The following is a 13013-nucleotide window of genomic DNA, read 5'->3' on the forward strand; positions in this document are numbered from 1 at the left end:
CTGCAAGCACACGATGAGGGCGTGTTACGCGACGTGTCAAGGTCTTTACAAAGGCGTCAGGCATATGGAACGGTCCAAGGATGAAACCGCCCACGATCCGCGACGTCGCCGAACGCGCCGGCGTCTCGAAGTCGCTGGTCTCGCTGGTGCTGCGCGGCTCGGAGCAGGTCCGGCCCGAGAAGCGGCAGGCCGTGCTCACCGCGGTCGAGGAGCTCGGCTACCGGCCCAACGCCGCCGCCCGCAGCCTCAGCGAGCGCCGCACGCGCACCGTGGGCGTGCTCCTCAACGACATGCGCAACCCCTGGTTCGTGGACCTCCTCGACGGACTCCACGCCCGGCTCTACGACAGCGGTCTGCACGTACTGCTGGCCGACGGTCACCTCAACCGACGCCTCGGCGAGGACCTCACCCACACCTTCACCGAGCTGCGCGTCGACGGCCTGGTCGCGGTCGGCACCCTCCAGGACCCTGGCGTGCTGCGCACCGCGGCCGACCGGGTCCCCACCGTCGTCGCCGGCACCCGGGAACCCGACCTGCCCGCCGTGGACATCGTCGCCAACGACGACGAGCTCGGCGCCCGACTGGCCACCGAGCACCTCATCGGCCTCGGCCACCGGCACATCGCCCACATCGCGGGCCAGGGCGCCATCGGCGAACTGCGCCGCCGCAGCTTCGAGACGACGATGCGCGAACACGGGCTGGCCGACACGGCCGTCGTGGAACAGGGCGACTTCACGGAGGAGGGCGGCTACCGGGCCACCGTCCGGCTCCTGAGCCGCCCGCAGCGCCCGTCCGCCGTCTTCGCGGTGAACGACGTGACCTGCGTCGGCGCCCTGTCGGCCGCCGAGGAGACCGGCCTCGTCGTGCCCAGGGACCTCTCCCTGGTCGGCTACGACAACACGTACCTCGCCCAGCTACGGCACCTCTGGCTCACGACCGTCGACAACGCCGGCCACGACGTGGGCCGCCGCGCCGCCCAGTACCTGCTCGACCGCATCGCGGAACCGGGCCGCCCGGCCCGCGTCGACCTGGCAACCCCGTCCCTCGAGGTACGGGGCAGCACGGCACGGCCACCCGGCTGACGCTTCAGCCCACCGCCTTCTTCACGAGCGCCGCGATCAGCGCCTCGTCTTCGGCGGTCAACTCCCGTACCGCGAAGGCGGTCGGCCACATGGAACCCTCGTCGAGCCGCGCCTCGTCGTTGAACCCCAGCGTGGCGTACCGCGCCTTGAACTTCTGCGCGGCCTGGAAGAAGCAGACGACCTTGCCGTTCCTGGCGTAGGCGGGCATCCCGTACCAGAGCTTCGGCGACAGTTCCGGCGCGCTCTCCTTGACGATCGCGTGGATCCGCTCGGCGAGCACCCGGTCCGCGTCCGTCATCTCGACGATCTTCGCGAGCACCTCGACCTCGGGATCCGCCTTGCCCGCCCGCGACCCGCGCCGCGCGGCCGCCTTCAGCTCCTGCGCGCGTTCCTTCATCGCGCCGCGTTCCTCGTCCGTGAATCCGTCGTACGACTTCTCGGTCGCGGAGGTGCTCCTGGCGGGCGTCTGCGTGCGCTTCATGGTGAGAAGGCTTCTCGAAAACTGACCGCTACTCGTGCGCCACGAGTTCCTCCTCTTCGGGGAGTTCCTCGGTGTCGACGCCGCGGACTTGGGCCAACTCGTGTTTGAGGGCGGCGAGTTCGGCGCCGCCGGCCATGTGGTTGGTCAGCTCGTCGAGGCTGACCTCGCTGCGGGAGGCGGACAGTTCCAGGGTGCCCAGGCGCAGGACGCTGAAGTGGTCGCCGACCATGTAGGCGTGGTGCGGGTTGTGGGTGATGAAGATGACGCCGAGGCCGCGGTCGCGGGCGGCGGCGATGTACTTGAGCACGACCCCGGACTGCTTGACGCCGAGGGCGGCGGTGGGCTCGTCCAGGATGAGGACCCGGGCGCCGAAGTAGACGGCGCGGGCGATGGCCACGCACTGGCGCTGGCCGCCGGACAGTGTGCCGATGGGCTGTTCCAGGTCGTCGAGGACGATGCCCATCTCGCGCAGTTCGTGGTCGGCGGTCTTCTTCATCTTCTCGATGTCGAGGCGGCGCAGGGGCCAGGGGCCCTTGGTCATCTCGGAGCCGAGGAAGAAGTTGCGCCACACCGGCATCAGGGGGACGACCGCGAGGTCCTGGTAGACGGTGGCGATGCCCTTGTCGAGGGCCTCGCGCGGGGTGGAGAAGCGTACCGGCTGGCCGTCGACGAGGAACTCGCCTTCGGTGTGCTGGTGCAGCCCGGAGATGATTTTGATGAGCGTGGACTTGCCGGCGCCGTTGTCGCCCAGCACGCAGGTGACCTGGCTGGGGTGGACCTGGAGGTTCACGCCGTGCAGGGCGCGGATGTTCCCGTACGCCTTGCCAGCAGTCTTCAACTCGACGACAGCCGCGGTTTCTTGAGTGGTCGTCATATGTATCACCTCCTGGTCGCCGACTGGCGGACCCACAGATTGATCAGGACGGCGCCGAGCAGCATGACGCCCAGGAAGGCCTTGAACCAGTCCGGGTTCCAGCCGGCGAACACGATGCCCTGATTGACCATGCCGAACATGAACGCACCGAAGACCGGGCCGATGGCGCTGCCGGCTCCGCCGGTCAGCAGACAGCCGCCGATCACCGCCGCCGCGATGTAGATCAGCTCCTGGCCGACGCCCTCGCCGGACTGAACGGTGTTGAACGTGAACAGCTGATGCATGCCCACGAACCAGGCACCGACCCCGACCAGCATGAACAGCGAGATCTTCGTGAAGGTGACGGGTACGCCGACGGCCCGCGCGGACTCCTTGTTGCCGCCGACCGCGAAGATCCAGTTGCCGTACTTCGTGCGCAGCAGCACCCAGGTGGCGATGGCCGCGAAGGCCAGCCAGTAGAAGACCGTGATCTTCACCTGGACGCCACCGATGTCGAACGAGGACGCGAAGACCTTCCGGGCCTGGTCGAAGCCGTCCATGTTGCTGATGTCGTCGGTGGCGACGTTGGTGGTGACCAGCTTGGTCACCGCGAGGTTGGCGCCCTGGAGGATCAGGAAGGTGCCCAGGGTGACCAGGAAGCTGGGCAGGCCGGTCTTGACGACCATCCAGCCGTTGAAGAAACCGACGGCCAGCGAGACCAGGAGGGCGGCGAACACGCCGACCCACACGTTCACGGTCAACTGGTAGGCGAGCATGCTCGCGGTCAGCGCCGAGGTGATCACCGCGACGCCGGAGGAGAGGTCGAACTCGCCGCCGATCATCAACAGCGCGACCGGGAGGGCCATGATGCCGATGGTCGAGGACTGGTAGAGCACGGTGGCCATCGAGCTGCCGTCCCGCACCGGCGGGGCGGCGATCAGGAAGAACACGTACACCGCGGCGGCACCGAGGAAGACACCCACCTCGGGGCGAGCCAACAGCCGAAGGGCCAGGGGCCGTTCAGCAGTCCGCCCGTCGGTCTCCTTCGGGCCGGGGGCCGGCGGTGAGGTCACCGCCGGCTCGGCATGCTGGGTCGCACTCATCACCGGGTGCCCTTCGCGGCGAACGCGGCCACCGTGTCGGCGTTCTCCTTGGTGATGAAGGCCGGTCCCGTGAGGACGGGCGCGGTGCCGCCGCCGCTGAAGTTGCCGTTGTTCTTGTAGAGCCACAGGGAGTCGACAGCCAAGTAGCCCTGGAGGTACGGCTGCTGGTCGACGGCGAACTCGATCGTGCCGCTCTGCACGGCCTTGACCAGGTCCTTGTTGAGGTCGAACGTCGCGACCTTCGCCTTGCTGCCCGCGTCCGAGACCGACTGGATGGCGGTCAGCGCGATCGGGGCGCCGAGGGTGACGACCTGGTCGATGGATGAGTCCTGCTTGAGCTTGGCGGTGATCGTCGACTTCACCGAGGGCATGTCGGTGCCGTTGACGTAGAGGTTGTCCGTCTTGCCGCTGAAGCCCTTTTTGAGACCGGCGCACCGGGACTCCAGTGCCACCTGGCCCTGCTCCTGGATGACGCAGAGGGCGTGCTTGGCGCCGAGCTGGTTGAGACGCTTGCCGAAGGCCTGCCCCGCGATGTTCTCGTCCTGCCCGAAGTACTCGAGCATGCCGAGCTCCTTCCAGTTGTCCAGGCCGGAGTTGAAGCCGACGACCGGTATGCCGGCGGCCTTGGCCTTCGCGACCACGTCCTTCATGGCGTCCGGCTTGGCGGCGGTCAGGGCGATCCCGTCGACCTTCTGGTCGATCGCGTTCTGGACCAGGCTGGCCTGGTTGCCGGCGCTCGGGTCGCTGGAGTAGACGAGCTTGATGTTGTCCTTGGCGGCCGCGGCCTGGGCGCCCTTGCGGATCAGGTCCCAGAAGGTGTCGCCGGGGGAGGCGTGGGTGACCATGGCAACCGTCATCCGGGGGGTCGTGGCCTTGCCCGCGGAGGCGGCGGCTCCGCCCTCCTCGGACTTCTTCCCGCCGGAGCTGCTGGAACATCCCGCGGCGAGCAGGGTTCCGGCGACGACGACGGCGGCCAATGCGGCGGCTCGGTGATTTCTGTGCATGTCCCTTGCACCTCACTGTGCTGGTCAGGGCGGCTGATGCCGGGTGATGTGGGAAAACGGCTGCGGGGCGATCCCGGTCGGGAATCCATCCGGCTGGCGACTAGCGCGCTTTATTAGCGCGCTCTAGTGGCTCGTACTATGGAGCCGCTCCAGGGTGATGTCAATAACCTTGTCAGGACGTATCGACAAAGTGCGGGTGGGGTGAGGCGGGCGCCCGCGGACACGGCGGCGGGGCGGGTGCCCGTACGGACACCCGCCCCGCCGTGTGGAAAGGTCAGCGCACCGGTCAGCGCACCACGCTGAGGGACAGCGCGAAGCGACCGTCCTGGTCCGTCCACCAGTGCGCGAGCTCCAGTCCGGCCGCGGCCAGCTCGGCCCGCACGCCCTCCTTGCGGAACTTCGCGGAGATCTCGGTGCGCAGCTCCTCGCCCTCGGCGAAGTCGACGGCGAGGTCGAGCGCCGGGATCTTCACCGTCTGCGTGGCACGGGAGCGCAGCCGCATCTCGATCCACTCGTTCCCGGTGTCCCACAGGGCGACGTGGTCGAAGGCCTCGGGATCGAAGTCGGCGTGCAGCTCGCGGTTGACGACGGTGAGGACGTTCTTGTTGAACGCCGCCGTCACCCCGGCCGCGTCGTCGTACGCCTCGACCAGCACCTTCTCGTCCTTCACCAGGTCGGTGCCGAGCAGCAGCGCGTCGCCGGGGGAGAGAAGCGAGCGGATGGCGGCGAAGAAGGCGGCCCGTTCGGCCGGCAGCAGGTTGCCGATCGTGCCGCCGAGGAAGGCGAGCAGCCGGGGGCCCGGCGTGTCCGGCAGTGTCAGGCTCGCCGTGAAGTCGGCGATCAGGGCGTGCACTTGGAGACCGGGACGCTCCGCGACCAGCGCCTGGCCGGCCTGCGTGAGCGCGCTCTCGCTGACGTCGACCGGGACGTACGTGTGCAGCCCGGTCAGCGCGTCGAGCAGATGTCGCGTCTTCTCCGAGGAACCGGAGCCGAGCTCGACCAGGGTGCGGGCGTGCGTCGCCGCGGCGATCTCGCCGGAGCGGGCGACGAGGATCTCCCGCTCCGCGCGGGTGGGGTAGTACTCGGGCAACTCGGTGATCTGCTCGAACAGTTCGCTGCCGTGGGCGTCGTAGAACCACTTCGGCGGCAGCGTCTTGGGGGTGCCCGTGAGGCCGTTCTGGACGTCGGCGCGCAGCGCCGCCTCCGTGGCGTCCTCGGGCAGGGTGCGGGTGAGAAGGAACGGGCTCACGTACGGGGCTCCTTCGGCAGTGCGGTGGTCAAGTCGTCGCCCGGCTCCTTGAGGGGCGTGAGCAGTACGTCGGTGCGGCTCGCCGCGAGGAGAGTGCGGTCGGGGACCTCCTGCCAGTGCGGGTCGTCGTCGTAGGGCTCGGAGGCCACGACGGTGCTGCGGCCGGGTTGGTTGAGGTACCAGAGGGTGTCGCCCCAGGTGGTCGCCGTGATGCTCTCGCCGTTGGTGAGGAGCAGGTTCAGCCGGGAGCCGGGGGTCGCCTCGGCGACCTCCAGCACCGTGTCGGCCAGCGCCTGCCCCTCGTCGTCACCGGCCCGCAGCCGCGCCAGGACCAGCGCCCACACGAACGCGGAGTCGTTCCGGGCCTCCAGCGACAGCACGTCCACCGCGGGCAGGCTCGGCACGAGCGGCGCCAGCGAACGCGGCCACCCCTTGACCGCCCCGTTGTGGCTGAACAGCCAGGGCCCGCTCGCGAACGGCGCCGCCGCGGCCTCCGCGTCGGCACCCGACAGGGTCGCATCGCGTACGGCGGCCAGCAGCGCGCCGGTGCGCACCACCCGCGCCAGATCGGCGAAGGAGAGGTCGGCCCAGATCGGCCCGGCCCTGCGGTACCGGGCCGGTACCGGATCCTCCTCGGCGTACCAACCCACCCCGAAACCATCGGCGTTGACCGTCCCGTACCGCTGCCGCCGGGGCTCCCACGACTGGCGGTACAGACTGTGCACGGGCTCCACGAGGAGGCTGCCGAGCGGCTCCTCGGGGCCCAGGTACGCCAGGTGACGGCACATCAGACGTCTCCCGAGGACCGGGCGGTGCGGAACCCGGAGAAGATCTGCCGTCGGATCGGGTAGTCCCAGTTGCGGAACGTCCCCCGGCAGGCCACCGGGTCCACGGCGAACGAACCGCCGCGCAGCACCTTGTACTCCGGCCCGAAGAACACCTCCGAGTACTCCTTGTAGGGGAAGGCCTGGAAGCCGGGGTAGGGCGTGAGGTCGCTCGACGTCCACTCCCACACGTCGCCGATCAACTGCCTTACGCCGAGGGGTGATTCACCGGCCGGGTAGCTGCCGGCCGGGGCCGGGCGCAGGTGCCGCTGGCCGAGGTTGGCGTGCTCGGGCGCCGGGTCGGCGTCGCCCCACGGGTAGCGCGTCGAGCGGCCGGTCGTCGGGTCGTGCCGGGCGGCCTTCTCCCACTCGACCTCGGTGGGCAGCCGCCGCCCGGCCCAGCGGGCGTAGGCGTCGGCCTCGTACCAGCACACGTGCAGCACGGGCTCGTCGGCCGGTACCACCTCGGTGACGCCGAAGCGGCGCCGCAGCCACTGCCTGCCGTCCCGGTGCCAGAACAGCGGTGCGTGGATGGAGTGTTGGCGGATGTGTGCCCATCCTTCGGCCGTCCACCAGCGCTCGTTGTCGTAGCCGCCGTCGTCGATGAACGCCTGGTACGCACCGTTCGTGACCGGTGTGGTGTCGATGTGGAAGGGCGCCACCTCGCGCCGGTGCGCCGGGCGTTCGTTGTCCAGCGCCCACGGCTCGGTGGAGGTGCCCATGGTGAACGGGCCGCCGGGGACGAGGACTTCGGCCGGACCGGTGAACAGCGGTACCGGCTCCGGGTCCGGGGCGGTCAGGGCCTGCGGGCCCTTGCGGAGCTGATGGGTGATCAGCATCGTCTCGTCGTGCTGCTGTTCGTGCTGCGCGATCATCCCGAAGGCGAAGCCCGCCTCCGTCAGCCGCGTCCCGTGGAAGTCGGCGCTCTCCAGCAGGTCCGTCACCCGCCCGCGCACCTCGGCCGCATAGGCGCGGGCCTCGGCGGGCGGCAGCAGCGGCAGCGAGGGCCGTTCGGAGCGCGGGTGCTCGAAGGCGTCGTACAGGCCGTCGATCTCGGGGCGCATCGCGTCCCGGCCGGCGACCGCCCGCAGCAGCCACAACTCTTCCTGGTTGCCGATGTGCGCCAGGTCCCAGACCAGCGGGGACATCAGCGGCGAGTGCTGGGCGGTGAGGTCGGGGTCCTCGACGCAGCTGGTCAGCAGCGTGGTGCGGGCGCGGGCGGTGGCGAGGGTGGTCAGGGCCCGCTCCCGGAGCGCTTCGGCGTCGATGGCGGGGTCGGTCATGTGCGGAGGTCCTTCCCATGAGCGCGGTCGTCCGTGCCGCGCAGGCGGTCCAGCAGGTCGTCGGCGGGGGTACGGCCCTGAATGACATAGCGGTCCAGGTACGCGGTCACGGCGTCCGTGACCGCGGCGGTGGCGCCCAGCCGCGGCAGGGCCTCCAGCGCCGCCACGAAACAGGCGACGGCCGCCTCCCGCAGCTCGGGGTCGGCGAGCCCGTACCGGGCCGCGTCGGTCCACAGCGGATTGTGCGGGGCCGGCAGCCCGACAGCCCGCTCGGCCAGCGGCTTCACGGTCCGGTAGGCGGTCTCCGCGGCCTCCGCGTCCTCGAACAGCGCCGCCGTCACGGCGAGCGGCACGATCCACCCGTCGTCGCCGGGCTGGGCGTCGATCATGCGCAGTTCGAGGAACCCGCGCGGTCTGACCGGCGGGAACAGTGTCGAGATGTGGTAGTCGAGGTCCTCACGGGTCGGCGGTCTCGGCGCCCCCGACCTGGTCCACTCCCGGAAGGTCAGCCCCTCGGGTACGTCCCAGGGCCCGCCGTCCTGCCGTACGCACATCACCGGGGCGTCCAGGACGTGCCGGGCCCAGGCCGTGCGCGGGTCGCCGTCGAGCGCGGGGCCGCCCGCCCGGCCGGTCCCGATCTCCATCCAGGTCAGCTGCCGGGTGGAGCGCCAGCCCGTGGGCTGCCGGGCGGCCAGCGGGGAGTTGGCGAACGCGGCCACCAGGACCGCGCCCAGCTGGTGCGCCAGCCACCATCGCCGCCCGTGCCCGAGCGGCCCCGGCTCCTCGTAACCGGCGTCCAGGCACACCTGGACGGAGGCCGAGGTGCACATCATGCGGCGACCGGCCGGGCCGGTCCGGTCGAGGCAGGTCTCCATGGCGTCGTAGCGCGGTTCGTGCAGGAACCGGCGGGGTGCGTGCCAGGGGTCGTGGCCGATGCCGACGAGGCCGAGGTCGTGCCCGGCGAGCGCCGTACGGACGGCGTCGAGGTCGGCGGAGACGGTACCGATGCACTCCATCAGGGAGGTGGCGGGCGGCGAGCTCAGCTCCAGCTGGCCGCCGGGCTCAATGGTGAGCGCCGACCTCAGGGGCACGGTCCGCAGTGCGGCGTAGGCCGCTTCGAGTCGTTCGGGTGTCACGGGGAGCTGCGGTATGCGCAGCTCGTGGACGAGCCATTCCACCTCGACCCCGATGCCGCGAGGCGGTCCGGTCTTGAAGCAGATACCCCTGACCAGGGCCTCCACCTCGGCTTCGGTCAGGGCGGTGCGAGGCTCCGTACAGTCGCTGCAGTCGGTGGCTGAATCGGACACGTCGGGATCCCTTCTGAGGTTCCACCAGGCCGCCGACCCGGCCCGTCAGGCGCCCGGACGGCGGCACTCGTCCCACCCAAAACCCTCGTGCCGCTTCGCACAAGGGTGCGTACCGGCACGTTCCGACCCGGTAATCTCCTCGCACCCGAGGTTTCCTGCGGCTTTCCCGGGTGTTCGTGGGCGCGGAAAACTCTGTTGCACCGCATGTCCAGCATCGCCCACGATGCGTGCATGAGCACGACGGGGGAGCGCGCACGGCGTGCGCACGTGGCGCATACGGGGGTTGCGCCATGAGCGCGCGCCTGCGCGGCATCGCACGCGAGACGGAACAGATCGTCGCGGCAGGTTCGTACCGCACGTCCGACGGCCGCGAGGTGTCCGTCGACACGGCGGTGGAGGCGGCCCGGGCCGGTACGCACATGTACGGCCCGGAGCCCGTGCCCGTCCCGGAGACACCGCCCGCCGACACGTTCTTCGAGGTCACGGGCGAGAGCAGCCTGGAGGCCGCCCGCCGGCTCGGCGGCACTGTCGCCGTCCTGAACTTCGCGTCGGCCCGCAACCCGGGCGGCGGCTTCCTGAACGGCGCCCAGGCCCAGGAAGAAGCCCTCTGCCGCGCCTCCGCGCTGTACACCTGCCTGCTCAGGGCCCCGGAGTTCTACGACCACCACCGCTCGCACCGCGACGCGTTCTACACGGACCGCGTCGTCCACTGCCCGGCGGTACCGGTCTTCCGCGACGATCGCGGCCGACTCCTGGACGAGCCGTACACGGCGGGCTTCCTCACGGCCGCCGCACCGAACGCGGGTGTCATACGCCGTACGACACCCGACCGCGTCGCGGACATCCCGGGAGCCCTGGCCACCCGCGCCGAGCGGGTCCTGGAGACCGCCGCGGCCGGCGGCTACCGGCGCCTGGTGCTGGGCGCCTGGGGCTGCGGAGTCTTCCAGAACGACCCGGCGCAGGTGGCGGACGCCTTCCGTGCGCTACTCGCCCCGGGCGGCCGCTTCGCCCGCAGTTTCGAGCACGTGACCTTCGGCATCCTGGACCGCACGACGGGCAACACGACCCGCGCGGCGTTCGTACGGGCGTTCCCCTAGGCCGCAAGGCGAGTCCCCCGCAGACGGGGGATGGCTGCGGGGGACTCACCCAGGAAGAGGGCGGAGGGGCGGGCCGGGTTCCCGTCCCGCACGTGATTCAGCTCCAGCCGTAGCGTTCGTGCAGGCGGTTCCGGACCAGATTGAAGCGGCCCCGGTCCAGCGCGCACGCCTCCCGGCGCATCCCGGACTCGTGCAGCCGCAGTACCCGGTCCACGTCGACCCACGAGTCGCGCCCCGACTTGTCCCACGGCCCGCTGCCGATCGCCACCCACTCGCGGTCGCCGTCGTGCCGCTTGCTGGACAGTTGTACGGCGAGCAGCGTGCCGGCCGCCTCACGGGCGACGACCAGCACCGGGCGGTCCTTGCCGCGGCCGTCGTTCTCCTCGAAGGGGACCCAGGTCCACACGATCTCGCCGGGGTCCGGGTCGCCGTCGTGGGCGGGCGCGTACTCGGTGTGCACCTTGCCGACCTCGCGCGGGTCGGCCTCGGTGGTGGCGGTGGGCCCGAAGCGGCCCGGGACGTTCTCATCGGTAAACGCAGTCACGCACGCACCTTAGAGGACGGGTCAGTTGGCGGGGTCCTTGCCCTGTTCGCCCAGGCGCTCGACCAGGTCCTTGGCCTTCTCCACGCCGGTGTCGATCTGGTCGCCGTACTTGCCCTCGGTCCTGTCGTCGATCAGGTCGCCCGCCTTCTCCAGTCCTTGGCCGATGGCCTCGCCATGGGCCTCGGCGACGTCCTCCGCCTTGTCCTTGAGGTTCTTCAGGGACTCGAACATCGGGGTGTCCTCCTCCGGTTGCGACCGTGACCGTGCACACGGCGATGCTCCCCGCGCGGGAAGCGGCGGGACAAGAGGGCGCTCGAAGCACGGGGGCACGAACGCGGGGGCACGAACGCGGGGTTACGAAGAGGCCGGGGGCCCTCGCACATCGAGGACCCCCGGCACGCCGTACGGCTATCCCTCCTTCTCCACCGGCACCTTCTGCGAGGGCGGCGGTGGAGCGACCCCGTTCAGGGCCGGTGAAATCCCGCTCGGCGTCTGCCCGTTCTGGTTCATCGAGGAGAGCAGCTGGCGGGCGAGGCCGAGGCCCGTGCCGCCCATGGTGAGCGCCTTGGCGAGCAGGTCCGCCATGCCGTCGGCGCCGTTGAGGACCACCATGTTGTCGACGCTGCCGAAGGCGGACGCGCCCGCCTTCACGATCTCCGGCCAGTTCTCGGCGAGTTGCTGGGCGACCACGGCCTCCTGGTTCTCGGCCAGGGCCGCCGCCCGCGCCTTGATGGCCTCCGCCTCGGCCAGACCCTTGGCCTTGGTCGCCTCCGCGTCCGCGAGCCCCCTGGCCTGCGCTGCCGCCGCCTCGGCCTCACCGGTGGCCCGCGTCGAGGCCGCCGTCGCCGCACCTCGGGCCTTGGTCGCCTCGGCCTCGGCACTCGCGGCCGTCTTGACCCGGGTCGCCTCGGCCGCCGCCGCGAGCTCCGTCTCCTTCGCCTTGGCCTCGGCCGCCGAGATACGCGCGTCCCGCTCGGCCTCGGCGAGCGTCCGCTTCTCGTAGGCCTGGGCGTCGGCCGGCTTGCGGACGTCCGCCTGGAGCTGCTGTTCCCGCCGGTGCGCCTCGAGTTCGGCGACCCGGGTCTCCTGGACGACGACCTCCTGGCGGGACGCGGCCGCCGCGAGCGGACCGGCCTGCTGGGCCTTGGCCGCCGCCTTGTCCCGCTCGGCCTGGTAGCCGGCCTGGAGGATCTCGCTGTCCCGGGTGGCCTCGGCCATCCGCGCGAACGACTGCTGCTCGGCCTCGGTGGCCAGCCGGTTCGCCTCCGCCTGCGCGATGCGCGCGTCCCGCTGGACGGCCGCCGCGTGCGGGGCGGCCAGGTTCTGGATGTACCCGGTCGGGTCCTCGATCTCGTGGATCTGCAGCGAGTCGACGATCAGACCCAGCTTCTCCATCTCCGTGCCGCAGGCGGCCCGGGTCTGCCCGGTGAGTTTCTCCCGGTCGCGGATCATGTCCTCGACCGTCAACCCGCCCACGATGGACCGCAGATGACCGGCGAACACGTTGTGCACCCGCTCGGACATGAGCTTCTGCTGGTCCAGGAAGCGGCGGGCCGCGTTCGCGATCGACACGTAGTCGTCGCCCACCTTGAAGATGACCACGCCCCGCACCTTGAGCGGAATGCCCTGGTGCGTCGCGCAGTCCACATGCAGTTCGGTCTCGTTCAGGTCGAGCGACAGCTTGCGCACCGCCTGCACGCCGGGCAGCACCAGCGTGCCGCGCCCGGTGACGATGCGGAATCCCATTCCCTCCCCGAGGCCCTCCGTCTTGTGCTTGGAGCCGGAGATGACCAGTGCCTCGTTGGGTTCCGCGACCCGCCACATCAGCTTGAACAGACCGATCAGAACGGCGACGGCCAGGACGGCCACCCCCGCAACGACGCCGACGATCATCGGCATACGCCCCCTTTAATCCTTCTGATCCTTGTTGAATTCGGTGGCACCCGGTCCGCTCAACTGTCGTACGCCTCCGTCACGTAGACCGTCCTCGGCGCCTGGTACTCCACGACCATCACCACCGTGCCCCGCTCGATCCGGTCCGTCCCGCCGGCCCGGTACGCGAGGAAGTGCTCGGCGCCGCCGCGCACCCGGACGATCACCTCGCCGACGAGTCCGGGCCCGACCGTCCCGGTGACCCGTCCCATGAGCCCGACCATCGACGCATCGTCCATGGTCACAGGGTAAGG

14 protein-coding genes are annotated in these 13013 nt (G+C 70.7%); 2 read left to right on the forward strand and 12 right to left on the reverse strand.

From position 1 onward, the window contains the following. The first annotated feature begins 80 nt into the window (after positions 1-80). The gene (locus ACQEWB_RS44600) at positions 81-1082 is read left to right on the forward strand and encodes a LacI family DNA-binding transcriptional regulator (protein WP_432841720.1); all 1002 of its coding nucleotides are present in this window, start codon (positions 81-83) and stop codon (positions 1080-1082) included. A gap of 4 nt (positions 1083-1086) precedes the next feature. On the opposite strand, the gene ACQEWB_RS44605 is transcribed toward ACQEWB_RS44600, so the two are convergent. The 8 genes from ACQEWB_RS44605 to egtA all read right to left on the reverse strand — a co-directional run bounded on the left by ACQEWB_RS44605 (position 1087) and on the right by egtA (position 9186). Beyond that, the gene (locus ACQEWB_RS44605; RefSeq protein ID WP_432841722.1) at positions 1087-1563 is read right to left on the reverse strand and encodes an iron chaperone; all 477 of its coding nucleotides are present in this window, start codon (positions 1561-1563) and stop codon (positions 1087-1089) included. Positions 1564-1591: 28 nt separating this feature from the next. Continuing rightward, a complete protein-coding gene (locus ACQEWB_RS44610) occupies positions 1592-2437 on the reverse strand; it encodes an ATP-binding cassette domain-containing protein (protein WP_432841724.1) in 846 nt (281 codons plus the stop codon). 5 nt (positions 2438-2442) lie between these two features. Continuing rightward, positions 2443-3519 (reverse strand): ABC transporter permease, encoded by a 1077-nt coding sequence (locus ACQEWB_RS44615; protein WP_432841726.1) that lies wholly within the window; start codon positions 3517-3519, stop codon positions 2443-2445. Next, positions 3519-4523 (reverse strand): sugar ABC transporter substrate-binding protein, encoded by a 1005-nt coding sequence (locus tag ACQEWB_RS44620; RefSeq protein WP_432841728.1) that lies wholly within the window; start codon positions 4521-4523, stop codon positions 3519-3521. Before ACQEWB_RS44620 ends, ACQEWB_RS44615 begins: the two co-directional genes overlap by 1 nt. A gap of 286 nt (positions 4524-4809) precedes the next feature. After that, complete coding sequence (gene egtD, locus ACQEWB_RS44625; protein ID WP_432841730.1) at positions 4810-5772, reverse strand: L-histidine N(alpha)-methyltransferase; 963 nt, start codon at positions 5770-5772, stop codon at positions 4810-4812. Next, positions 5769-6560: an ergothioneine biosynthesis protein EgtC gene (egtC, locus tag ACQEWB_RS44630; protein WP_432841732.1), complete on the reverse strand. Its 792-nt coding sequence runs from the start codon at positions 6558-6560 to the stop codon at positions 5769-5771. The genes egtD and egtC overlap by 4 nt, the downstream gene beginning before the upstream one ends. Then, positions 6560-7879, reverse strand: a complete 1320-nt coding sequence (egtB, locus tag ACQEWB_RS44635; protein WP_432841734.1) for an ergothioneine biosynthesis protein EgtB — start codon at positions 7877-7879, stop codon at positions 6560-6562. Before egtB ends, egtC begins: the two co-directional genes overlap by 1 nt. After that, the gene (egtA, locus tag ACQEWB_RS44640) at positions 7876-9186 is read right to left on the reverse strand and encodes an ergothioneine biosynthesis glutamate--cysteine ligase EgtA (RefSeq protein ID WP_432841736.1); all 1311 of its coding nucleotides are present in this window, start codon (positions 9184-9186) and stop codon (positions 7876-7878) included. The genes egtB and egtA overlap by 4 nt, the downstream gene beginning before the upstream one ends. A gap of 290 nt (positions 9187-9476) precedes the next feature. Between egtA and ACQEWB_RS44645 the strand changes: the two genes are divergently transcribed. Beyond that, positions 9477-10283, forward strand: coding sequence for a TIGR02452 family protein (locus ACQEWB_RS44645; protein WP_432841738.1), 807 nt, complete (start codon positions 9477-9479; stop codon positions 10281-10283). 97 nt (positions 10284-10380) lie between these two features. Here ACQEWB_RS44645 and ACQEWB_RS44650 read toward each other — a convergent pair whose 3' ends face one another. The 4 genes from ACQEWB_RS44650 to ACQEWB_RS44665 form a co-directional block, all read right to left on the reverse strand. Continuing rightward, entirely contained in the window at positions 10381-10827 is a 447-nt protein-coding gene (locus ACQEWB_RS44650; protein WP_432841740.1) for a type II toxin-antitoxin system PemK/MazF family toxin, read from the reverse strand. A gap of 21 nt (positions 10828-10848) precedes the next feature. Beyond that, positions 10849-11058, reverse strand: a complete 210-nt coding sequence (locus ACQEWB_RS44655; protein ID WP_432841742.1) for an antitoxin — start codon at positions 11056-11058, stop codon at positions 10849-10851. Between the two features lie 177 nt (positions 11059-11235). Continuing rightward, positions 11236-12726 (reverse strand): SPFH domain-containing protein, encoded by a 1491-nt coding sequence (locus ACQEWB_RS44660; RefSeq protein WP_432841744.1) that lies wholly within the window; start codon positions 12724-12726, stop codon positions 11236-11238. Positions 12727-12779: 53 nt separating this feature from the next. Next, positions 12780-12998, reverse strand: a complete 219-nt coding sequence (locus tag ACQEWB_RS44665; protein WP_432841746.1) for a hypothetical protein — start codon at positions 12996-12998, stop codon at positions 12780-12782. Positions 12999-13013 lie beyond the last annotated feature (15 nt).

The sequence above is a fragment of the Streptomyces sp. CA-249302 genome, from assembly GCF_050936785.1.
GTDB lineage: Bacteria > Actinomycetota > Actinomycetes > Streptomycetales > Streptomycetaceae > Streptomyces.